Raw genomic sequence first — 21930 nt, forward strand, 5'->3', positions numbered from 1 at the left:
CCCCTAGGAGACTTGAGATGACCACGACCCCCAAGCCTCATTGGAGGCCTCATCCGACGCGGCGCCTGATCCTTCAGGGCGCTGCCTCCGTGGCGCTGCTCGGCCTCGGCAATCTGCCGTTCGCGCCCGCGCGCGCCGCGGCGAACGACAAATATCCGGAAGAGGCCTTCAGGCAGAAGAGCGAGGCGGATGCGATCAAGGCGCTCTACGGCAAGGCCGCCGAGCCGTCGGACAAGGTCAAGCTGGATGCGCCGGAGATCGCCGAGAACGGCGGCGTCGTGCCGATCTCGGTGACGACGACGCTGGACAAGGTCACCTCGATCTCGTTCTTCGTGGCGGAGAACCCGAGCGCGCTGGCGGCCAGCTACAGGATTCCCGATGGCACGATCCCTGCCGTCGCCAACCGGCTCAAGATGGCCAGGACCACCAAATTGACCGCGATCGTAGAGGCCGACGGCAAGCTCTACAGCGCGACCAAGGAGGTCAAGGTCACCGTCGGCGGTTGCGGCGGCTAAGCGAGGCAGTTCGACATGGCATCCAGCGTTCGCGTGCGCGCAACATCGACCGGCGACATCACCGAGGTGCAGACGCTGATCCAGCACCCCATGGACACCGGCCTCGTCAAGGACTCCAAGGGCGAGTTGATCCCGGCGCATTTCATCCAGCAGCTGAAGTTCGAATGTAACGGCAAGGACGTGTTCGTCGCCGATTGGGGCACAGCGGTCTCCAAGGACCCCTACGTCAAGTTCAGCTTCAAGGGCGCCAAGAAGGGCGACGAGCTCAAGATCTCCTGGACCGACAACAAGGGCGGCTCGGATACGACCACCGCGAAGATCGCGTGATGAAGGCCCGCATCCACCTCCTGCTGGGCTCACTCAGCGCTGCGCTCGTCGCGTTCGCGCTCGCCGCGCCGCGCGTGATCGCTGCCGACAAGGTCGATCCCGTCGCCGACGCCAAGGCGTTCCAGAACTTCTTCTTCCAGAAATTTCCGAACGTGAAGCACGAGGATTTCGTCAACGGTCCGTATTCCATGAACGAGGACATGAAGCGGCAGTGGCAGGAGAAGGAGGAATTCCCTCCTTACGAGTTCGCGCTCGAGGCCGGCAAGGAGATGTTCTCGACCCCGTTCAAGAACGGCAAGACCTATGCCGACTGCTTTCCGAACGGCGGCATCGGCATCCGCCAGAACTATCCGTACTTCGACAGCGGCGAAGGCAAGGTCATCACGCTGGAGCTCGCGCTCAACCGCTGCCGCGAGGCCAATGGCGAGGCGCCCTATTCCTACGTCAAGGACGAGATGGCCTCGCTCACCGCCTACATGGCCTACACCTCGCGCGGCAAGCTGATGGACATCAAGATCCCCGACGATCCCCGCGCGCTGGCGGCGTACGAGAACGGCAAGCGCTATTTCTACACGCGGCGCGGCCAGATGAATTTCTCCTGCGCGAGCTGCCACGTGCAGAGCCCGGGCGAGCGCATCCGCGCCGAGACCCTCGCCCCAGCGCTCGGCATCCTCAACGCGATGCCGATCTACCGCTCCGAATGGAGCGGCATGGGCACGACCAGCCGCCGCTTCATTACCTGCAACAGCCAGACCCGCGCGGTTCCACTGGAGCCGCAGTCGGATGAATATCGCGACGTCGAATATTTCCTGTCCTACGTCGCCAACGGCCTGCCGATCTCGGGACCGGGAGCACGGCCATGAAGCTGTCACTTGGCTTGGCCATGCTGCTCGCCTTGAGCCTTGCGCCATCCGCGCGCGCGGCGAGTGAGGCGGACTACAAGGCGGCCTATGCGGCCGCCGAAGCCGCCTCCAAGGAGGCGGCGGGCATGCGCAACCAGTGGACGGTGACCGTATCTGCGCTGGCGGCCGCGAAAAGGGCTGCCGATGGCGGCGATTTCGGCCGTGCGGTGGCCGCGGCCAGGGAAGCCGAAGCGCTGGCGAGGGCGTCGATCTTCCAGGCTGTTTCCGAAAAAGAAGCCTGGAAGGCGATGGAAATCCGCTAGACTGCCCCGCGGTGAACGCAGTCCCCACGAGAGGCGCGGAGAATTCTTGAATGGCGATCCGCCGCCGCGATTTCCTGAAAGGTGCAGGCCTTGCCGCGGCAACGATTGGCCTGCCGCGGCTCGCCCGCGGCGCTGACGCCGCCAGCATCTACGACCTCGAACGGTTCGGCAATGCGCGCATCCTGCACATCACCGACACGCATGCGCAGCTCAATCCGGTCTATTTCCGCGAGCCCAGCGTCAATATCGGCATCGGCGAGATGGCGGGACGGCCGCCGCATCTGGTCGGCCGGGCCTTTCTCGAGCGCTTCGGCATCCGCTCCGACAGCGCCGATGCCTATGCCTTCACCTGCTTCGAGTTCGAGAAGTCCGCAGGCCGCTTCGGCAAGCTCGGTGGCTTTGCCCATCTGAAGACACTGGTCGATCGCCTGCGCGCCGATGTCGGCGAGCGGCGTTCGCTGCTCGTCGACGGCGGCGATCTCTGGCAGGGCACGGGGCTGGCCAACCTGATGCAGGGCCGCGACATGGTCGAGGTGGCCAATCTGCTCGGCATCGAGGCGATGACGGGCCATTGGGAATTCACCTATGGCGAGCAGACGCTGCGCGACAATCTCGAGCGTTTCAAGGGCGAGTTCCTGGCGCAGAACGTGTTCCTGACCGAAGAGGCCGCGTTCAACGACGCGCCCGCCTTCGACAAGGCCACTGGGCGCGTGTTCAAGCCTTCCGTCATCAAGGAGCTCGGCGGGTATCGCATCGCAATCGTCGGCCAGGCCTTTCCCTACACTCCGATCGCGCATCCCAGGAGGTTTACACCGGACTGGAGCTTTGGCATCCGCGAGGAGGAGCTGCAGAAGCATGTCGATGCCTTGCGCGGCACCGACAAGGTCGACGCCGTCGTGCTGCTGTCGCACAACGGCATGGACGTGGATCTCAAGCTCGCCAGCCGGATCACCGGCATCGACGTCATTCTCGGCGGCCACTCCCATGATGCCGTGCCGCAGCCCATGCCGGTGAAGAACGCAGGTGGTACGACGCTCGTCACCAATGCCGGCTCCAACGGGAAATTTCTGGGTGTGCTCGATCTCGCGCTCGACAGCGGCAAAGTCAGCGATGCCAGATATCGTCTGCTGCCGGTCTATTCGGAGCTGCTGAAGCCCGATCCGGCGATGGCCGAGCTGATCGGCCGGGTCCGTGCACCGCACGTGGCCGACTGGTCGGAAAAGATCGCGACGCCCGACCGGCTGCTTTATCGCCGCGGCAATTTCTCCGGCCCCATGGACGAGCTGATCTGCACCGCGCTGCGCACCGAGCTCGATGCCGAAATCGCGCTGTCGCCGGGCTTCCGCTGGGGCGTCACCGCGCTGTCCGGCCAGGCCATGACCATGGAGGATCTGCTGGCGGAAACCGCGATCACCTATCCCGAGACCTATGTGCAGGAGATGACGGGTGCGGAGATCAAGGACCTGCTCGAGGACGTCTGCGACAACCTCTTCAACGCCGATCCCTACTACCAGCAGGGCGGCGACATGGTCCGTGCCGGCGGGCTCAGCTACACCTGCACGCCGGACGCTGCGATCGGCAGCCGCATCTCGGAGCTGAAGCTCGGCAGCGGCAAGGCGCTCAACGCCGGCCACCGCTACAAGGTCGCGGGCTGGGCCTCAGTCAACGGCCAGCAGGGCGCGCCGGTGTGGGACGTGGTCGGCAAATATCTGCGCTCGGGCCGGATGATGCCCGAACGGCTCGGCTCCGGCGTGACGCTGAAAGGCGTCGAAGGCAATCCAGGCATTGCAGGACTGGGATGATGTGTTTTGTCCGCGATCATGCGGCCATAATAATAATCTTCTAAATTTTTCTGCTCGTGCAGTGAATTACTTCTCTTTCCGACCCGTATTGTAGTAGAATCTTAGAAGTCAGTTCCAAGCCGGGTTCTGCCATGATCTTCCGACAGCTCTTCGACAGCGTTTCGGGCACCTACAGCTACGTCCTCGCCAGCCGCCCCGGCGGCGAGGCGCTGATTCTCGACCCCGTGCTGGAGAAGGTCGACCGCTACTGCCAATTGCTGCGCGAGCTCGACCTCAAGCTGGTCAAGGCGGTGGACACGCATCTGCATGCCGACCACGTCACCGGCCTCGGCGAGCTGCGCGATCGCACCCATTGCATGACCGTGATGGGCGACCAGACCAAGGCCGACGTCGTCGCCATGCGGGTGGCCGACGGCGACAAGGTGACGATCGAGGGCCTGTCGCTCGACGTGATGTACACGCCGGGCCACACCGACGATTCCTATTCTTATTTGATGGGCGACCGCGTCTTCACCGGTGACACGCTGCTGATCCGCGGCACCGGCCGCACCGATTTCCAGAACGGCTCGGCGCGCGCGCAATACGATTCGATCTTCAACCGCCTCTTGAAGCTGCCGGACGAGACGATGGTGTTTCCGGCCCACGACTACAAGGGCGACACCGTCTCCACCATCGGCGAGGAAAGACGCTACAATCCGCGGCTCCAGGTGCGCTCGGTCGACGAATATGTCGAGCTGATGGCCAATCTGAAGCTGCCCAATCCGAAGATGATGGACGTGGCGATCCCCGCCAACATGCATGTCGGCCTGCATCAGGAAGAGCTGGAGAAGGAAGGCCGCGCGCTCAGCGCGATCGAGGCGATCCGCAGCCTCGGCCGGCCCGACATCCTGCTGGTCGACTTGCGCGAGACCAATGAGCGGATGAAGCACGGCATGCTCGAAGGCGCGCTGCACACGCCCTACCCTTCCGTCGAGGAGAGCCTGAAGCCCGGCGGCATGCTGCGCGAGGTCGCGGCCGCTAGCGGCCGCCGCGTGGTGTTCTTCTGCGCTTTCGGCGAACGCTCGGCGATGGCCGTTGCGGCTGCAAAGGAGGCGGGGCTTCTCAACACCGCACATATCGCCGGCGGCCTCGATGCCTGGAAGAAGGCAGGCGGGCCGGTGGTGCACTGACGATCTCGTCGCCCCTTGAGATAAATCAGGCGCCGCACATATTTGGCAGGTAGATTCGGATGCAGCATCACCCATCCGGGACCAGCCATGGCCAAGACCGGCAAGTCGAGCGAGCCGCCCAAGATCACCGAGAAGAAGCCCGCGGACGACAAGGCGAAGAGGGCCCCGCGCCGGCGCGAGACCGATGACGACGACTACGAAGACGGCGACATCGCAACGCCGAAGCGCGACCGCTATGGCCCGGACGACGAGCCGTTCTGAGGATGCAGCTCCGCTGTCGTTCCTGCGCTCGCCGGGGACAACGGCGTGAAGCACACCTGACCCGCACGGCCCCGCCCGCACTACCTGCCATGCGCCTGCGTTCATGGACAAATAACCGCCAGCCCCGATAGTTTGCCGGTCCATCGGGAGTGAAACGGAACTGCAATGGTCGACGTTCTCGCCGCACCGCAACAAGGCAAGACGGACAGTGCGCTGCGCACGCTGACGGGGATCTCGATCGCGCATTGGGTCAGCCATTTCCATCTGCTGGTCCTGCCGATGCTGTTTCCGTTCCTGAAGGAGAAGCTCGGCGTCGGCTATGTCGAGCTCGGCTTCGCCCTCACCGTGTTCGCGGTGGTATCGGGGTTAACCCAGGCGCCGACCGGCTACCTCGTCGACCATTTTGGCGCGCGGCGCATTCTCTTGGCCGGGCTCGCGCTCGGCGGCGCCGCGCTGATCCTGCTCGGTCTGCATCTCAGCTACGCCTCGCTGATCGCCTGCGCAGTGCTGCTGGGACTTGCCAACAGCGTCTATCATCCCGCCGATTACGCGATTCTTGCGGAGCACATGGACGAGGGGCGGATGGGCCGCGCCTTCTCGATCCATACCTTTGCCGGGTTTCTCGGCGGCGCCGTCGCACCGGCGATCGTGGCCGCGCTCGTAACGCTGTCCGGCAGCACCGGCGCGCTGATCGCCTCGGGCGCGATCGGCATTGCGGTGGCGCTGCTGCTGATCATCATGAACATACCCGATGCCGGTGCGCACAAGAAGAAGCCCGGCAGCGAGAGCGCGCCAAAGCAGGCCATCATCACGCCGGCGCTGATCACGCTGACTGCGCTGTTCATGCTGCTGAGCCTGTCGGTTGCCGGCATCAACAATTTCGGCGTGGTGGCGCTGATGAGCGGCTACGGCACGTCCTATTCGATCGCCAATGTCGCGCTGACGGCGTTTCTCGCCGCAAGCGCCGCGGGCGTACTCGCCGGCGGCTTCCTCGCCGACCGCACCGAGCGCCACGGCTATGTCGCGGCGGCCTGCTTCGCCGCGAATGCGGCCATCGTGCTGCTGATCGCGCTGGTGACGCTGCCGGGCTGGGCCTTGACGGCGACGATGGCGACCGCAGGTTTCCTCTCCGGCGTGATCGCGCCTTCGCGCGACATGCTGGTGCGCAATGCCGCGCCTCCGGGTGCCGCGGGGCGCGCTTTCGGCATCGCCTCTACCGGCTTCAACCTCGGTGGCATCGTCTCACCGCTGCTGTTCGGCTGGATCATGGATCAAAGCGCGCCGCACTGGGTGTTCGGCGCGTCCGTGATCTTCATGGTGGCGACGGTGGTGCTGTCGCCGTTCACGGAGCGCCGGCCGGCGAAAGCTTGACGACGGCCGATCTCGGATCGGCGTACGCTCGATACGACGACAGTCGTGAGGCTGCGGGCCGCCGCCCTTACGTCGGCGACACTGCGCCCTTCAGCGCCGTGCCCTGCGCCGCCGCGCCACGCGTCAGCCTGGCCTTTTCCGTGTTCGGCCACAGCAGCAGCAGACCGATGACGCCGGAGCCGATCATGACCACCGCATTGATGGTGAAGCCGGTCAGGTAGCCGTCGAGCATGCTGCCGGCGCGCTGGATCACGGTGCCCATCACGCTCGGCGCGATGATTCCAGAAAGCGTGTAGAGCGCGCCGTAGATCGCGAGCACTGCACCGCGCTGCGAGGCCGGCGTGAACTCGCCGAGCATCGGCGGGCAGACCACGTAGATCGCACCGCAGAGTCCGGAGCCGACGACGAGCAGCGCGATCTGCAGGCCGGCGCCCTCGACATGCGCCATCGCGGTGAGGATCAGGCCGCCGACGATGAGCGGCACCGAGCCGAGCACGCCGCGCGAGACGCGCGTGGTGTAGCCGCGGGCCATCATCACCTGCGAGATCCAGCCGGTGAGGAGAACGATGGTAGCGCCGAACACCCAGGGCAGGATCGAGATGAAGCCGGCCTGGCTCTGCGAGAAGCCGAGCCCCTTGACGATGAAGGGCGTGAACCAGGTGAGGCCGAGCGACAGCGCCCAATAAGCGCCGAAGGTCGCGATCACGCAGCCGAGGAAGGTGCGCGAGGTCAGCAGCTGCACATACGGAATCTTCGGCTCGGTGGCGACCAGGATCTCGGTATCCTCCAGCGGGCCTTCCTTGCCGAGCGCGAGCCAGGCTGCGACCCAGATCAAGCCGACGACCCCGAGCGCGCCGAAGGCGTAATGCCAGGAATGGTTGACGATGATCCAGTTCAGCGCCGGCACCGCCAGGATGACGCCGAAGGCCGAGCCCTGTGACAGGATTGCAGTCGGCAGCGTGCGCTTCTCGTCGGGGAACCATTTGTAGATGGCGTGCGCGGCGACCGAGAAGGCCGGCCCTTCGCCCGCCCCCAGCACGATGCGGCAGATCAAGAGCGTGGTGAAGGAGACTGTGCCTACCATCGGGAACTGCGACACCGCCCAGATCACCGCCAGCGTCAACAACACCCAGCGCGTCGGCACCTTGTTGACGATGAAGCCGACCACGATGGCCGAGATCGAGAACAGGAAGAAGAACGAGGACCCGAGCAGACCGAACTGCTCGGCGCTGAGCTTCATCTCGGTCATGATCGGCACACCGGCGAGACCGACCACGATCTTGTCCGCGAAGTTCACCACCATGAAGAGAAAGAGGAGAAATGTAATAGTCCAGGCGCCCTTTGGCGTTTTGGTCGTCTTGGCCGCCACATTCGGCGTTTCCTGAGCGCTCATCATTCTCCCCACATGTCGTTTCGGCACTTTCTTGATTTGGCCGTTTTGGAAGCTAACAGCGGCTTCAGGGCCAACGCAACCCCGGCATTTCCGCATCAGGTGTGCTAGGCAGCAATTCCGTTAATTCGTCCGGCGCCATCATCGTGCTGAGCATCCGAAACCTCTCAAAGACCTTCTCTTCGGCCGGCGATCCCGTTCACGTTCTGCGCGGCGTCGACCTCGACCTCGGGGCTGGCGAGCGCGTCGCCCTGACCGGTGAATCCGGCAGCGGCAAGAGCACGCTGCTGCACCTGATCGCCGGCCTCGACGCCGCCGATGGCGGCTCGATCCGGCTGGGTGACGCCGAGGTCACCACGCTATCGGATGCCGGACGCGCCAGCTTGCGGCGGAATCGCATCGGCCTGGTTTTTCAGCAGTTCAACCTGATCCCGAGCCTCTCGGTCGCGGACAATCTCGCCTTTCAGGCGCGGATCGCCGGCCGGCATGATGCGGCCTGGACGAAAGAGCTTGTCGAGCGCCTCGGACTCGGCAGCCTGCTCAAACGGTATCCAGAGCAGATATCAGGCGGCCAGCAGCAGCGGGTCGCGATCGGCCGGGCGCTGGCGACAAAGCCCGCGCTGCTGCTGGCGGACGAGCCGACCGGCAATCTCGACGAAGCTACCGCCGAGGAGGTGCTGGCGCTGGCGCGCGACCTCGTCGCGCGCACCGGCTGCGGCTTCCTGATGGTGACGCACAGCCTGCATCTCGCCGCCACGCTCGACCGTCATCTCACGTTGCATGCGGGGCGCATTTCATGAAGCGCGCGCTCTGGGTTCTCGCCGTGCTGCTCAGCCATTGGCGGCTCCACAAGATGCAGTTCGCGACGCTGCTGATTGGCCTGATTGCGGCGACCGCGCTGTGGAGCGGGGTGCAGGCCATCAATCAGCAGGCCCGCAATGCCTATGACCGCGCTGCAGCGACATTCGGCGGCGTGCGCACCGCGATGCTGGTCGCTCCCAATGCGGCGACTTTCCCGCAGGAGCTGTTCATAAAGCTCCGCCGCGCCGGCTGGCCGGTGTCGCCGGTGCTGGAGGGGCGCGTCCAGATCAACGGGCATTCGGTGCGGCTGCTCGGCATCGAGCCGGTCACGCTGCCGGTCGATGTCGGCAACGCGCCACGCCTGGGTGCCACGGATCTCAGCAGCTTCGTTGCTCCGCCCGGCCAGACATTGGTGGCCCGGGAGACGTTGAGGGGCTTGGAGCAAGCAGAAGGCGCGGCCCCGGCGATCAGCAGCGGCGCAAGGCTGCCGCCGCTGCGGGTCCAGCCGCAGCTCGCACCCGATGTGCTCGTGGTCGATATCGGCGTGGCACAGCGGCTGCTGAGCAAGCCCGACCAGGTCTCGCGGCTGCTGATCGGCAAGCCGAGGGGCAAGCCCGCACCGCTCGCGAGCGTGGTCGGCGAGCAGCTAGAGCGAGTCGAGCCCAATGCGGAGACGGAGCTCGAGCGTCTCACCGACAGTTTTCATCTCAACCTCACCGCCTTCGGCCTGCTGTCGTTCTTCGTCGGCCTGTTCATCGTCAATTCGGCCGTCGGCCTTGCGTTCGAGCAGCGGCTGCCAATGCTGCGCACTTTGCGGGCCTGTGGCGCCTCGGCGCGGCTAGTCAATACGGTGCTGGTGGTCGAGCTGGTGGCGCTGGCGCTGGTCGCAGGCCTGATCGGGCTCGCGTGCGGCTATTTCATCGCAGCCGCCCTGCTGCCCGATGTCGCGGCCTCGCTGCGCGGACTCTATGGCGCGCAGATCCCTGGGCAGCTCAGCCTGCGGCCCGAATGGTGGCTCGCCGGCATCGGGATCAGCGTGGCGGGTGCGCTTGTGGCGGCGGCGACCAGCCTGATCAAGGCGATCAGGATGCCGGTGCTGGCGACGGCGCAGCCGGGCGCCTGGCAGCAGCGGCAACGCCGCTGGCTGATCCTGCAGAGCTGTGCGGCCTGCGGCGCGTTCGCCGTCGCGCTGCTGCTGCTCCACTACGGGCAATCACTGATCGCAGGGTTCGGCGTGCTGGCCGCGCTGATGTTCGGTGCGGCACTGATCCTGCCGGCCTTCCTCGACATCATCCTGCTCGTAGGCCAGCGCTTCGCGCGAGGCCCGCTCGTGCTGTGGTTCTGGGCGGACAGCCGGCAGCAGCTCTCCGGATTGTCGCTGGCGCTAATGGCGCTTTTGCTCGCGCTTGCCGTCAACGTCGGGGTCTCCACCATGGTGGAGACCTTCAGCCGCACCTTCATCGGCTGGCTCAACGGGCGGCTCGCCGCCGACGTCTACGTCAGCGCGTCCGACAATGCGCAAGGCGTCGCGATCCGGAACTGGCTGAAGGATCGCAGCGATGTTCAGGCGATCCTCTCGGGCGGGCGCGCGGAGGCGCAGGTTCAGGGCCAGCCGGTCGAGTTGCTCGGCCTGCCCGATCACGCGCTCTATCGCGAGCGCTGGCCGCTACTCGAGACCGCGCCGCGCGCCTGGACCCGCCTGGTACCGGGCAATGCCGCCTTCATCAGCGAGCAATTGAGCCGGCGGCTGAACGTGCAGATCGGCGACGTCGTCGAGGTGCCGGCGCCGGGCGGGACCTGGGAGCTCGACATCGTCGGCATCTATGCCGATTACGGCAACCCCAAGGGGCAGCTCACTGTGAACGTCGCCGCATTGATCCGGCAGTTTCCGCAGACGCCGCAGACGCGGATCGGCCTGATCGTCGCGAGAGAGAATATCCCCGGCCTGATTGCGGCTTTGCAGAAGCAGTTCGGGCTCGACGACCGCAGAATCGCCGACCAGGCGACGGTGAAGGCGGAATCGATCCGCATCTTCAACCGCACCTTTGCGGTGACGTCGGCGCTGAACGCCTTCACGCTCGGCGTCGCCGGAATCGCATTGCTCACGAGCCTGCTGACCCTGGCGAACTCCCGACTGCCGCAGCTTGCGCCGCTGTGGGCGATCGGCCTGACCCGGCCACGCCTTGCCGCAATCGAGCTGACCAAGACGCTCTCGGTCGCGCTGTTCACGGCACTGCTGGCCGTGCCGCTCGGACTGCTGGTCGCGTGGTGCCTGATTGCAATCGTGAACGTGAAAGCTTTCGGCTGGCGGCTGCCGTTCCACGTCTTTCCGTTGCATCTGGTGGAGCTGGTCGCGGTGGCGCTCTTCGCCTCGCTGCTTGCGGCGCTGCTCCCGATGGTGCGGCTGGCGCGGATGCAACCGGCGAACCTCGTCAAGGTGTTTGCCAATGAGCGCTGAAGCAATCACGCGGCGCGCCTTCGCCGGCGGCATCGTCGCCCTCGCCCTCCCGCGCCACGCCGGCGCGCAGGGCTATGCCGGACTCGCCGAGACCGCCGATGGGTTTACAAAGGTAACGCCGGGAAAGACATTCACCTTCCCCGAAGATCACGGACCGCATCCGCAGTTTCGTATCGAGTGGTGGTATCTCACGGCAAACCTCGTCGACGCGCGCGGCGCGGCGTGCGGCCTGCAATGGACGCTGTTCCGCCAGGCGGCGCAGCCAGGTCCGCAAGGCGAGGGCTGGGCCAATCAACAGGTGTGGATGGCGCATGCCGCGGTGACGCGCGCCGACACTCACCGCTTCTCTGAAACGTTTTCACGGGGTGGCGTCGGGCAAGCCGGCGTGACGGCAAAACCGTTCGATGCCTGGATTGACGATTGGGAGATGAAGAGTTTTGACCGCACCGATGACCTCGCTTTGGCGCCGCTGTCGCTGAAGGCAGCTGGCGCCGATTTCAGCTACGCACTGACGCTCGAGGCCGACCGGCCGGTCGTGCTGCAGGGCGATCGCGGCTTCAGCCGAAAGTCGGAGCGTGGGCAGGCCTCGTACTACTACAGCCAGCCGTTCTACCGCGCGCGCGGTACGCTCAGCATCGACGACAAGCCGGTCGAGGTCTCGGGCCAGGCCTGGATGGACCGGGAATGGAGCAGCCAGCCACTCGACGCCGACCAGACCGGCTGGGACTGGCTGTCGCTGCATCTGTCATCCGGAGACAAGCTGATGCTGTACCGGCTGCGGCAGAAGGACGCCAGAAATTATCCGTTCGGCAATTGGATCAGCGCGGCCGGCGAGACGCAGATGATTGCAGGCAGCGACATCCAGATGATGCCGAAGGCGACGGCTGAGGTCGCGGGACGCAAGTTGCCGGTGCAATGGCAGATCGCGATCCCCGCGCGATCATTCTCGATCCTCTGCAAGCCGCTCAATCCGAACGCCTGGATGGGGACCGGTTTCTCGTACTGGGAAGGGCCGATCAGCTTTGCCGGCACACATGATGGCATTGGCTATCTCGAGCTGACCGGCTATTGAGGCGCGATTTCTATGAAGGAACCGACGATGTATCATCTCACCGCCCTCGTCACGCTGCTGGCGATCGCGTTTTATTTCTTCACCTCCATCAACGTCTCGCGCTCGCGCACCAAGACCGGCGTCAAGGTACCTGCGATGTCGGGGCATCCGGATTTCGAACGGGCCTTCCGCATCCAGATGAACACGTTGGAATGGATGCCGATCGTCCTGCCAGCCCTTTGGCTGTTCGCGATCTATATCAGCGACGCCATCGCGGCGGCGATTGGCGTGATCTGGATCATCGGCCGGATCGTCTATTTCATCGGCTATTCGCAAGCCGTGGCCAAGCGCGGCACCGGCTTTGCGATCCAGGCGCTCGCGGCAATGGCGCTGTGGGTCGGGGCGCTCGGGGCGGTGGTGCTGCGGTTGGTGTGAGGCAATCCGCCGCCACACATTCCGCTGCCGTCCCGGACAAGCGTAAGCGCCGATCCGGGACCCATAACCGCAGGAAGATGTCGTGATGCGAGCTGATCACTCCGAGTCCCCGTAACCACGCGTGCCTGTGGTTATGGGTCCATGATCGGCGCGCGCTTGAGGCGCGCTTGTCCGGGACGACAGCGAGGGTGTGGCGCTCGCTGTGCCACTTCCCTACTTCGTCAGCGGACAGCCGCTCTCCTTGGCGGTGAAGAAGGCCTTGTCGCCGGGGACGGTGGCGAGCAGCTTGTAATAATCCCAGGGCTTCTTCGATTCCGAGGGCTTCTTGACCTCGAACAGATACATGTCGTGGATCATGCGGCCATTCTCGAGCACCTTGCCGCCTTGCGCGAAGTCGTCGTCGACCGGCAGCTCCTTCAGCTTCTTGGCGACGGCATCCGGATCCTTGGTGCCGGCAGCCTTGACGGCCTTGAGATAGCTCAGCGTCGCCGAATAGGTACCGGCGTGGATCATGCTCGGCATCCGCCCGGTGCGCTTGAGGAAGCGCTCGCCGAGATTGCGCGTCCTGTCGTTGAGATCCCAGTAATAACCTTCGGTCAGCACCAGGCCTTGCGCGGCCTGCAAGCCGAGGCCGTTCACCTCGGCAAGCGTCATCAGGAGGCCCGCGAGCTTCTGGCCACTCGCGACGATGCCGAACTCGGACGCCTGCTTGATCGAATTGGTGGTGTCGAGGCCGGCGTTGGCGAGGCCGACGATCTTCGCCTTCGAGCTCTGCGCCTGCAGCAGGAAGGAGGAGAAGTCCGACGAATTGAGCGGAACGCGCACCGAGCCGAGCACCTTGCCGCCATTGGCGGTGACGATCTCGCTGGTGTCCTTCTCCAGCGCGTAGCCGAAGGCGTAGTCCGCGGTGAGGAAGAACCAGGTGTCGCCGCCGGCTTTGGTCAGCGCGCCGCCGGTGCCGACGCCGAGCGCGCGGGTGTCGTAAGCCCAGTGGAAGCCGTAGGGCTGGCAGGCATCGCCGGTGAGGCGCGATGTCGCGGCGCCGACGACGATGTCGATCTTCTTCTTTTCCTTGGAGAGCTCGTGGATCGCGAGCGCGACCGAGGAGGTCGTCAGCTCCGTGATCATGTCGACGTTCTCGACGTCATACCAGCGCCGCGCGATCGAGCTTGCGAGGTCAGGCTTGTTCTGGTGGTCTGCAGTGACGAGCTCGATCTTCTGGCCGAGTACTTCGCCGCCGAAATCCTCGATCGCCATCCTGGCCGCTTCGACCGACCATTTGCCGCCGTAATCGGCATAGACGCCGGACTGGTCGTTGAGGATGCCGATCTTGACGCCTTGCGCGGAGGCGGGAACCGCAATCAAGAGGGCCGAGGCCGCTGCGGCCCAAAGTGCTGATTTCATATGTTAACTCCCGGCATTCTTCTGTGAAATCGCGCGGATAGTAGTGAAGAACCCCGCGCGCGCCCATCCATTTCATGTTGGTCGTTAGTATGGGATTCTGCGTGCCACATTCTCCACCGTCGTCCCGGGGCGTGCGCAGCGCGAGCCCGGGACCCATAACCACAGGATGGTGTTTGGCGAAGACTCGCCGCTGTCGCGCTAAACCCCTCCCTGTGGTTATGGATTCCCGCGTTCGCGAGGATGACAGCGGAGGATGTGGCGGAGTCTTTGGCCATCGAGAGAGACGTCAGGCCATCGCCTCCGGCTTCTTGTCGCGCCGCCCTTCCGCCAGGTTCCGCACCACGACGTAGAAGATCGGTGTGAACAGAAGGCCGAACAGGGTGACGCCGATCATGCCGAAGAACACGGCGACGCCGACGGCCTGGCGCATCTCCGAGCCAGAGCCGGTCGAGATCACCAGCGGCAAGACGCCGAGGATGAACGCGAACGAGGTCATCAGGATCGGCCGCAAGCGCAGGCGGCAGGCATCGATGACGGCCTCCAGCCGCGGCTTGCCTTCGTTCTCGATATCGCGCGCGAATTCGACGATCAGGATCGCGTTCTTCGCCGCCAGTCCCACCAGCACGACGAAGCCGATCTGGGTCAGAATGTTGACGTCCTGGCCCATGACGCGAACGCCGATGGTGGCGGCGAGCAGGCACATCGGCACGATCAGAATCACCGCGAACGGCAGCGTCCAGCTGCCATATTGCGCGGCGAGGACGAGATAGACGAACAGCACGCAGATCGGAAATACGTAGAGACCGGCATTGCCGCCGGTGACCTGCTGATAGGACAGGTCGGTCCATTCGAAGGTGAAGCCGCTCGGTAAAGTATCGTTCGCGAGCTGCTTGATGGCGTTGAGCGCGGTGGTCGAGCTCGTGCCCGGCGCCGGCTCGCCCTGGAGTTCGGACGCCGCATAGAGATTGTAGCGCGCGACGCGGTCGGGTCCCGAGACGTCCTTGAACTCGACCACGCTGCCGAGCATCACCATGTCGCCGGAAGCGTTGCGCGTGCGCAGGCGCGCAAGGTCGCTCGGTTCTTTCCGGAACGGGAAGTCGGCCTGCGCGGTGACGTGGTAGGTGCGGCCGAACAGGTTGAAGTCGTTGACATAGGTTGACCCGAAATAGGTCTGGATCGTCTCGTTGATGTTGGAGATGGGCACGCCCAGCTTCTGCGCCTTGGTGCGGTCGATGTCGACGAAGAGCTGCGGCGTGTTGGCCGTGAACGGCGAGAACACCGAGGGGGCGAGCAGCGAGGGCGATTTGCGCGCGGCGGCGACAAGCTCGTCGGTGGCGGCTGCGAGCATTTCAGGCCCGCGGCCCTGGCGGTCCTGGATGCGGATGGCAAAGCCGCCGCCGGTGCCGATGCCGGGCACGGCCGGCGGTGGAATCACGATGATGAAGGCACCCTGGATCGCGGACAGGCGCTTGCGCAGCTCGGCCGTGATGGCATTCGCGGACAGGCCCTTCTTCAGCCGCGCCTCGGGCTCGTCGAACACCGGGAACAGCGCCGCCGCATTGCCGGCCTGCGTGCGGGTGGCGCCGGAGAAACCGGCAAAGGCGGCGACTCGAACGATGCCCGGCGTATCCAGCGAGATCCGCTCGATCTCGCGCACGACCTCGGTGGTGCGCGCCAGCGACGCCGCGCCCGGCAATTGCACGGATATGATGACGTAGCCGCGATCCTGCGCCGGGATGAAGCCCTGCGGCGTGGTCACGATCAGCCAGCCGGCGCCGCCGATCAGCACGACGTAGATCAGCAGCATCACCACCGAATGGCGAATCGCGAAATTGGCGAGGCCGGCATAGCCATGCGCCAGCCGGTCGAACACGCGATTGAACACGCCGGTGAACGCATTCCAGCCGCGCGCGATGATGTTCCAGGCGGCCGGCGGCCGCTTTTCTTCGTGTGGTGTGAGGATCTGCGAGGCTAGCGCGGGCGAGAGCGTCAGCGAGCAGAAGCAGGAGATCGCCGTCGCAACGGCGATGGTGACGGCGAATTGCTGGAAGAACTGCCCGGAGATGCCGCCGAGGAACGCGGTCGGGACGAACACCGCGCATAGCACCAGGGCGATCGAGACCAGTGCGCCGCCGACCTCCTCCATCGTCTTCAGCGCGGCATCGCGACGACTGAGGCCGTGTTCGAGATGGCGTTCGACATTCTCGACCACGACGATGGCGTCGTCGACCACGATGCCGACCGCGAGGACGAGCCCGAACAGGGTGAGATTGTTGATGGAGAAGCCGAGCGCCGCCATCACCGCGAACGTGCCGACCAGCGAGACCGGAATCGCGATGATCGGAATGATCGCGGGCCGCCATCCCTGCAGGAACACCAGCACGACGACGACCACGAGCAGCATGGCCTCGTAAATGGTCTTGATCAGCTCGTGGACCGACTGGGCGATGAACTCGGTCGGGTTGTAGCCGATATTGAAGTCGAGCCCCCTGGGAAAGCTCTCCTTGAGCCTCGTCATGGTGTCGGAGATGTTCTTTGCGGTCGCGAGCGCGTTCGAGCCCGGCCGCTGCGTCACCAGCATCGCGACCGCCGACTTGCGCAGCAGGAAGCTGTTGGTGCTGTAGGCCAGCGCCCCGAGCTCGATGCGGGCGACGTCGCGCAGCCGCACCGTGCGGCCGTCAGGGCCGGCCTTGATCAGGATATCCTCGAACTGCTTCTGGTCCTTCAAACGTCCGGTGAAGGTGAGATTGGGCTGGAAGGCCCGATCGGTGATCGGCGGCTCGGCGATCTGGCCGCCGGCGATCTGCACGTTCTGGGCGCGGATGGCCGCGAGCACCTCGGCCGAGGTCAGGCCGAGATTGGCGATTCTGTCAGGATCGAGCCACAGCCGCATCGAATAGTCGCGGGCGCCGAAGATCTGGATGTCGCCGACGCCGTCGATGCGCAAGAGCTGGTCGCGGACCTGGAGCAGCGCATAATTGGAGATGTAGAGCTGGTCGAACGTGTCGTCCGGCGACAGCATGAACACGACCATTAGGATGTCGGGCGAGTTCTTGCGGGTGGTGACGCCGTTGCGCTGCACTTCCTCTGGAAGGCGCGGCTGCGCGATGGCGACGCGATTCTGCACCAGCACCTGGGCCTTGTCGAGATCGGTGCCGAGCTTGAAGGTGACGGTGATGGTGAGCTGGCCGTTCGAGGTCGCCTGGCTGTAGAGATACAGCATGTCCTCGACACCGTTGATCTCCTGCTCGATGGGAGCTGCGACCGTGTCGGACACGGTCTGGGCGGAGGCGCCGGGATATTGCGTCGTGACGACGACGGTCGGCGGCACCACTTGCGGATATTCGGAGACCGGCAGCGTGGTGTAGGCGAGTGCACCGACGATCAGGAGCACGATCGACAGCACCATCGCCAAAATGGGCTGGTTGATGGAGAGGCGGCCAAGATTCATGACTTGCCACCGGCCGGCGCTTGCGCGGTCTGGGGAGCGACCTTGGCGCCGACGCGGGCGCGCTGGATGCCGTTGACGATGACGCGATCGTCCGGCTTCAGCCCTTCACGGATCACGCGCAGGCCGTCGTCGAGCGGACCGAGCACGACGGGGCGTGCCTCGACCGTATCATCAGGCTTGACCACGAACACGATCTTGCGGGACTGGTCGGTTGCGATCGCAGCGTCCGGAATCAGCAGCGCCTCGTAAGGCGCGCTGCCGATCAGGCGGACGCGGCCGAACTGGCCGGGCAGGATCGAAAGATCCGTGTTCTTCACCACCGCGCGGCTGCGCAGCGTGCCGGTCGACACGTCCAGCCGATTGTCGAGGAAATTGACGGTGCCCTCGCGCGAGGGCTTGGTCTCGCCGGCCAGCGTCACTTGCACCGGGTTCGCGGTATCGCGCGAACTTGGCCGCCGTCCTTCGAACCACAATTTGCTGTATTTGATGAACGTCGCCTCATCCATGTCGAAATAGATGTAGATCGGATCGAGCGCGACGATCGAAGTCAGCAGCGTCGAGGTGCCGGTGTCGCTGCCCTGCACGAGATTGCCGGGGCTGACGAGATGGCGGCTGACGCGGCCGGTCAAGGGCGCTGCCACATGCGTGAACTCGATGTTGAGCTTGGCGGCCTTCAGCGCGCCCTCGGCCTGCATCTCGGCGGCGTGCGCAGCCTGCAAGGCCTGGCGGCGCTGATCGACGACCTGTTCGGAGACCGCGCTGGTCTGCACGAGGCTGAGACCACGGTCGAGCTCGCGCTTGGCGAGCTCCACTCGCGCCCGTGCGTCTGACAGCTGGCCCTCCGCCTGAGTGGCCACCGCCTCGAACGGGCGCGGATCGATCACGTAGAGCAGGTCACCCTGACGCACGATGGCGCCGTCCTGGAATTCGACCGAGTTGACGAAGCCGCCGACCCGCGGCCGCACCTGGACCTCCTCCACCGCCTCGAAGCGGCCGGTGAACTCGTCCCAATCGGTGACTGTGCGCTTGACCGGCTGGGCGACCGTCACCGCCGGCGCCGGCGGAGCCGCAGCCTGCGATGCCGGCTTGTCGCAGCCGGACAGGGCGAACGCGGCGGCGAGAAGCCCGGCAATTGCGCTGACCTGAACGAAATCGTGCTTTTTGATCAACTGCCTGCTTCCGTCCGGTCCGCTCATCCCCAGGTCCTCGCATCAAAGCCGCAGAAGATGCAGGGTACGCCTCTACCTGCGGGCGCCACAAGATGTGTTGCAAAGATGAACTCTTCAAGACCAATGCGCGCGCAATGCTCCGAACGGCGCCCTGACCGGATGACGGGTTGACAGAGAGAGAGACGGTGCCGGGCAAGGCAGTTGCGGCAAGCCGAACCCTGCCGTGAACGACGGGCACTCGGAATTGCGAGCTTTTCCCGGCGGCTGTCCTTCGAGACGCCCGCTTCAGGCGGGCCCATCCTGACAAAGAGAGCTACTTACGCAGCCTGGCCTTGGCGCCGGCGACGATCTGCATGGTGACGCCGGCCATCCAGCCGACCAAGACGAGCCAGGTCCAGGCCATGTGCGGATCGAGCCGGAGCACGATCACGGCGACCGAGGCGAAGGCGGTGAGCGTGGCGGAGAGCGTGCCGGCGGCGCTCATGAGCTCGGCGGCGTCAATTTGGCTGTGCGCATCGTCGAAAGGCATCTGCGGCGTGTCGATGCCGAGATAGAAGCCGATGCCGCCGAGCAGCATCATCAGCAGCAGGAAGCCCTGCGTGGTGAGGGTGGGGATCGCCGAGCCGACATAGGCGCCGACGAACAATCCGCACGCGGCCCCCGCCATGGCAAGGCCAACGCGCTCGAACACATGGGCAGTTTTACGAAAACGAAAGCGCATGGCCAGCCTCCGCGAGGCGTTGAGTATGGAGAGGTTAGGCCAGTTTTGGGGGGCATGGAAGGTGAGGAGGTTTACGGATGCGTGAGGGGTGGCAGCGCGCGCACCCCACTCGCTCTCACCTCGCCCCGAACGTGGTCTTGCCGAACAGCGCCTTTTGCGTGGACGGCTGCGAGCGCCAATATTGCGGCGGCGCCTCGACCACGCCGCCGAGCTCGGCGGCGGCGTGCCAGCCCCAGCGCGGATCGTAGAGCAGGCCGCGGGCGAGCGCGACCATGTCGGCCTTGCCCGACGCGACGATCTCCTCCGCGTGCTTCGACTCGGTGATCAGGCCGACGGCAATCGTGGGCAGGCCGGTTTCGCGCTTGATCGCCTCTGCAAACTGCACCTGATAGCCGGGGCCGAGCGGAATCTTCTGCAGCGGCGAGACGCCGCCGGACGATGCATCGATCCAGTCGACGCCGCGCGCCTTCAGCGCGTTCGCGAATTCGATGGTCTGTGCCAGATCCCAGCCGCCCTCGACCCAATCGGTCGACGACACCCGCATGCCGACCGGCTTGTCGGCGGGGAACGCGGCGCGCACCACGTCGAACACCTCCAGCGGAAAGCGCATGCGGTTCGCGAGGCTACCGCCATATTCGTCGGTGCGCTTGTTGGAGATCGGCGACAGGAATTGATGCAAGAGATAACCATGCGCGCCATGGACCTCGATGGCGTCGATACCGAGCCGCGCGGCGCGCTCGGTCGAATGGACGAAGGCCTCGCGGATGCGCTTCAGGCCTGCCGCATCCAGCGCCAGCGGGGCGGCCTCGCCCTCCTTGTGCGGCACCGCCGACGGCCCGACCGTCTGCCAGCCGCCCTGCCCTTCCGGAATCAATTGGCCGCCGTCCCAGGGGCGCGCGCTCGAGGCCTTGCGGCCGGCATGGGCGAGTTGCATCGCGATCGCGGTGGAGGAATGCTTGCGCACCGAATGCAGGATCGGCTTCAGCGCGGCCTCGCAGGCGTCGCTGTAGAGCCCGAGGCAGCCCGGCGTGATACGGCCGATCGCCTCGACATGCGTCGCCTCGATGCAGAACATCGCCGCGCCCGACAGGCTGAGATTGTTGATGTGGGTGAAGTGCCAGTCGGTGGCGACGCCGTCATCGGCCGAATATTGGCACATCGGCGACACCACGAGGCGGTTCTTCAACGTCAGGCCGCGCAGCTTGATCGGGGAAAACAGGGCGCTCATGCGAGGGTCCGGGGCTGGAGAAATGGAAGCGATTGCATGAAGTTTAGTGGGTGGGCGGCGAATTGCCAGCCGCACGGGCAGCATGGCGACCAGCAGCGGCATGCATTGCGCTGGAGATGCCGCGGCGAACATGTCTCCCTATTGTCGTCCCGGATCCGCGCTTCGCTTGTCCGGGACGATGGAGGAATGCGGGCGTAACCCGCCCCTACGGCTTGATGCCGGCGGCCTTGATCAGCTCCTGATTGGCCGCCAGCTCGCGCTTGACGAGGTCGTCCATCTCGGCGGGCTTCATCGGCCTCGGTTCGAGCCCGAGCTTTGTCAGGCTCACCTGCGTCGCCGACGTGGCCAGGACTTTCTCGGCGGCCGCGTGCAGCTTGTCGACGACCTCGCGCGGGGTCTTCGCCGGCACGAACACGCCGAACCAGATCTCGCTGTCGGCGTCCTTCAAGCCGATCTCGGCCGGCGTCGGCACATCGGGCAGCTCGGCAACGCGCTTCGATGTCGAGACCACCAGCGCGCGCACTTGGCCCTCGCGGATCAGCGGCAGCGCGGTCGCCAGCGGGCAGAAATACAGATCGATGCGCCCACCGAGAATGTCGGCGATCACTTCCGGGCCGGCGCGATACGGCACATGAATAGCCTCGATGCCGGCGGCGTAGCGGAACTTCTCGCTCGAGATGTGCACGGCGCTGCCGATGCCGACCGAGCCGAACGAGATCGAACCGGGCTTTGCCTTGGCAGCGGCGATGAAGTCCTGGATGGTTCTCCAAGGGCGCTCCTTCGGCACGATCATCACATTGGCACCGGATCCGATCATGAACACCGAGGCGAGATCGCGGCTGGGGTCGAAGCTCGCATTCGGGAACATCAGGGGCGCAATGGTCAGCGCCGACGACTGGGCGAGCAGGCTGTAACCATCGGGATCGGACTTCGCCACCGCCGCCGAACCGACCACACCGCCGCCGCCGGCGCGGTTTTCGATCACGATCGGCTGACCGAGTTCGGCGGAGAGATGCTCGAACACCAGCCGCGGCACCACGTCCGCCGCGCTGCCCGGACCGAACGGAATGGTCGCCTTGATCAGTCGCGCCGGCCAGTCTTGTGCCTGGACTTGTGTTGCAGCGGCGATCCAGAAGGACGCATATAGACAAAACACGCGAAGGAACCTGGTCATCGAAATCTCCGGTCGACTCTCGCGATCGCTGCAAGAAC

General features: G+C 65.3%; 19 protein-coding genes. 12 read left to right on the forward strand and 7 right to left on the reverse strand.

Going from position 1 to position 21930, the window contains the following annotated elements:
- The first annotated feature begins 17 nt into the window (after nt 1-17).
- The 8 genes from soxY to I6F20_RS17395 all read left to right on the forward strand — a co-directional run bounded on the left by soxY (nt 18) and on the right by I6F20_RS17395 (nt 6610).
- Nucleotides 18-515 (forward strand): thiosulfate oxidation carrier protein SoxY, encoded by a 498-nt coding sequence (gene soxY, locus I6F20_RS17360; RefSeq protein WP_036014597.1) that lies wholly within the window; start codon nt 18-20, stop codon nt 513-515.
- 15 nt (nt 516-530) lie between these two features.
- Nucleotides 531-842: a thiosulfate oxidation carrier complex protein SoxZ gene (gene soxZ / locus I6F20_RS17365; protein WP_225127110.1), complete on the forward strand. Its 312-nt coding sequence runs from the start codon at nt 531-533 to the stop codon at nt 840-842.
- The gene (soxA, locus tag I6F20_RS17370) at nt 842-1705 is read left to right on the forward strand and encodes a sulfur oxidation c-type cytochrome SoxA (protein WP_225127111.1); all 864 of its coding nucleotides are present in this window, start codon (nt 842-844) and stop codon (nt 1703-1705) included. The genes soxZ and soxA overlap by 1 nt, the downstream gene beginning before the upstream one ends.
- Nucleotides 1702-2007 carry a hypothetical protein gene (locus tag I6F20_RS17375; RefSeq protein ID WP_036014604.1) on the forward strand — a complete coding sequence of 102 codons (306 nt, stop codon included), beginning with the start codon at nt 1702-1704 and terminating at the stop codon, nt 2005-2007. Before soxA ends, I6F20_RS17375 begins: the two co-directional genes overlap by 4 nt.
- A gap of 50 nt (nt 2008-2057) precedes the next feature.
- A complete protein-coding gene (gene soxB / locus I6F20_RS17380; RefSeq protein WP_225127112.1) occupies nt 2058-3809 on the forward strand; it encodes a thiosulfohydrolase SoxB in 1752 nt (583 codons plus the stop codon).
- A 131-nt stretch (nt 3810-3940) separates the two neighbouring features.
- On the forward strand, nt 3941-4978 hold the full coding sequence (locus I6F20_RS17385; RefSeq protein WP_225127113.1) for an MBL fold metallo-hydrolase: 1038 nt from the start codon (nt 3941-3943) through the stop codon (nt 4976-4978).
- An 87-nt stretch (nt 4979-5065) separates the two neighbouring features.
- On the forward strand, nt 5066-5239 hold the full coding sequence (locus tag I6F20_RS17390) for a hypothetical protein (RefSeq protein ID WP_036014608.1): 174 nt from the start codon (nt 5066-5068) through the stop codon (nt 5237-5239).
- A gap of 165 nt (nt 5240-5404) precedes the next feature.
- Nucleotides 5405-6610 carry an MFS transporter gene (locus tag I6F20_RS17395; RefSeq protein ID WP_225127115.1) on the forward strand — a complete coding sequence of 402 codons (1206 nt, stop codon included), beginning with the start codon at nt 5405-5407 and terminating at the stop codon, nt 6608-6610.
- Nucleotides 6611-6677: 67 nt separating this feature from the next.
- On the opposite strand, the gene I6F20_RS17400 is transcribed toward I6F20_RS17395, so the two are convergent.
- Nucleotides 6678-8003, reverse strand: coding sequence for an MFS transporter (locus tag I6F20_RS17400; protein ID WP_225127117.1), 1326 nt, complete (start codon nt 8001-8003; stop codon nt 6678-6680).
- Nucleotides 8004-8146: 143 nt separating this feature from the next.
- Here I6F20_RS17400 and I6F20_RS17405 point away from each other — a divergent pair, with 143 nt between their 5' ends.
- From I6F20_RS17405 to I6F20_RS17420, 4 genes are read left to right on the forward strand one after another with little or no spacing between them, the layout of a single operon-like run.
- Entirely contained in the window at nt 8147-8800 is a 654-nt protein-coding gene (locus tag I6F20_RS17405; RefSeq protein WP_225127119.1) for an ABC transporter ATP-binding protein, read from the forward strand.
- Nucleotides 8797-11259 (forward strand): FtsX-like permease family protein, encoded by a 2463-nt coding sequence (locus I6F20_RS17410; RefSeq protein ID WP_225127120.1) that lies wholly within the window; start codon nt 8797-8799, stop codon nt 11257-11259. The genes I6F20_RS17405 and I6F20_RS17410 overlap by 4 nt, the downstream gene beginning before the upstream one ends.
- The gene (locus tag I6F20_RS17415; RefSeq protein ID WP_225127123.1) at nt 11249-12331 is read left to right on the forward strand and encodes a lipocalin-like domain-containing protein; all 1083 of its coding nucleotides are present in this window, start codon (nt 11249-11251) and stop codon (nt 12329-12331) included. The genes I6F20_RS17410 and I6F20_RS17415 overlap by 11 nt, the downstream gene beginning before the upstream one ends.
- Nucleotides 12332-12358: 27 nt before the next feature.
- Nucleotides 12359-12745 carry an MAPEG family protein gene (locus tag I6F20_RS17420; RefSeq protein WP_057027794.1) on the forward strand — a complete coding sequence of 129 codons (387 nt, stop codon included), beginning with the start codon at nt 12359-12361 and terminating at the stop codon, nt 12743-12745.
- A 213-nt stretch (nt 12746-12958) separates the two neighbouring features.
- Here I6F20_RS17420 and I6F20_RS17425 read toward each other — a convergent pair whose 3' ends face one another.
- The 6 genes from I6F20_RS17425 to I6F20_RS17450 form a co-directional block, all read right to left on the reverse strand.
- On the reverse strand, nt 12959-14149 hold the full coding sequence (locus I6F20_RS17425; protein WP_036014626.1) for an ABC transporter substrate-binding protein: 1191 nt from the start codon (nt 14147-14149) through the stop codon (nt 12959-12961).
- 286 nt (nt 14150-14435) lie between these two features.
- Entirely contained in the window at nt 14436-17600 is a 3165-nt protein-coding gene (locus I6F20_RS17430; RefSeq protein WP_225127125.1) for an efflux RND transporter permease subunit, read from the reverse strand.
- Nucleotides 17597-18796 carry an efflux RND transporter periplasmic adaptor subunit gene (locus I6F20_RS17435; protein ID WP_036026265.1) on the reverse strand — a complete coding sequence of 400 codons (1200 nt, stop codon included), beginning with the start codon at nt 18794-18796 and terminating at the stop codon, nt 17597-17599. The genes I6F20_RS17430 and I6F20_RS17435 overlap by 4 nt, the downstream gene beginning before the upstream one ends.
- A 286-nt stretch (nt 18797-19082) precedes the next feature.
- Complete coding sequence (locus tag I6F20_RS17440) at nt 19083-19490, reverse strand: hypothetical protein (protein WP_109141731.1); 408 nt, start codon at nt 19488-19490, stop codon at nt 19083-19085.
- A gap of 115 nt (nt 19491-19605) precedes the next feature.
- Entirely contained in the window at nt 19606-20718 is a 1113-nt protein-coding gene (locus I6F20_RS17445) for an NADH:flavin oxidoreductase/NADH oxidase (protein ID WP_036026261.1), read from the reverse strand.
- Between the two features lie 205 nt (nt 20719-20923).
- Entirely contained in the window at nt 20924-21892 is a 969-nt protein-coding gene (locus I6F20_RS17450; RefSeq protein WP_036026258.1) for a Bug family tripartite tricarboxylate transporter substrate binding protein, read from the reverse strand.
- Between the last annotated feature and the right edge of the window lie 38 nt (nt 21893-21930).

The sequence above is a fragment of the Bradyrhizobium sp. IC3123 genome (assembly GCF_020193625.1).
Lineage (GTDB): Bacteria > Pseudomonadota > Alphaproteobacteria > Rhizobiales > Xanthobacteraceae > Bradyrhizobium > Bradyrhizobium yuanmingense.

Coding starts and splice junctions, on each gene's coding strand:
- soxY (WP_036014597.1), top strand. CDS start 18: ATGACCACGACCCCCAAGCCTCATTGGAGGCCTCATCCGACGCGGCGC.
- soxZ (WP_225127110.1), top strand. CDS start 531: ATGGCATCCAGCGTTCGCGTGCGCGCAACATCGACCGGCGACATCACC.
- soxA (WP_225127111.1), top strand. CDS start 842: ATGAAGGCCCGCATCCACCTCCTGCTGGGCTCACTCAGCGCTGCGCTC.
- I6F20_RS17375 (WP_036014604.1), top strand. CDS start 1,702: ATGAAGCTGTCACTTGGCTTGGCCATGCTGCTCGCCTTGAGCCTTGCG.
- soxB (WP_225127112.1), top strand. CDS start 2,058: ATGGCGATCCGCCGCCGCGATTTCCTGAAAGGTGCAGGCCTTGCCGCG.
- I6F20_RS17385 (WP_225127113.1), top strand. CDS start 3,941: ATGATCTTCCGACAGCTCTTCGACAGCGTTTCGGGCACCTACAGCTAC.
- I6F20_RS17390 (WP_036014608.1), top strand. CDS start 5,066: ATGGCCAAGACCGGCAAGTCGAGCGAGCCGCCCAAGATCACCGAGAAG.
- I6F20_RS17395 (WP_225127115.1), top strand. CDS start 5,405: ATGGTCGACGTTCTCGCCGCACCGCAACAAGGCAAGACGGACAGTGCG.
- I6F20_RS17400 (WP_225127117.1), bottom strand. CDS start 8,003: ATGAGCGCTCAGGAAACGCCGAATGTGGCGGCCAAGACGACCAAAACG.
- I6F20_RS17410 (WP_225127120.1), top strand. CDS start 8,797: ATGAAGCGCGCGCTCTGGGTTCTCGCCGTGCTGCTCAGCCATTGGCGG.
- I6F20_RS17415 (WP_225127123.1), top strand. CDS start 11,249: ATGAGCGCTGAAGCAATCACGCGGCGCGCCTTCGCCGGCGGCATCGTC.
- I6F20_RS17420 (WP_057027794.1), top strand. CDS start 12,359: ATGTATCATCTCACCGCCCTCGTCACGCTGCTGGCGATCGCGTTTTAT.
- I6F20_RS17425 (WP_036014626.1), bottom strand. CDS start 14,149: ATGAAATCAGCACTTTGGGCCGCAGCGGCCTCGGCCCTCTTGATTGCG.
- I6F20_RS17430 (WP_225127125.1), bottom strand. CDS start 17,600: ATGAATCTTGGCCGCCTCTCCATCAACCAGCCCATTTTGGCGATGGTG.
- I6F20_RS17435 (WP_036026265.1), bottom strand. CDS start 18,796: ATGAGCGGACCGGACGGAAGCAGGCAGTTGATCAAAAAGCACGATTTC.
- I6F20_RS17440 (WP_109141731.1), bottom strand. CDS start 19,490: ATGCGCTTTCGTTTTCGTAAAACTGCCCATGTGTTCGAGCGCGTTGGC.
- I6F20_RS17445 (WP_036026261.1), bottom strand. CDS start 20,718: ATGAGCGCCCTGTTTTCCCCGATCAAGCTGCGCGGCCTGACGTTGAAG.
- I6F20_RS17450 (WP_036026258.1), bottom strand. CDS start 21,892: ATGACCAGGTTCCTTCGCGTGTTTTGTCTATATGCGTCCTTCTGGATC.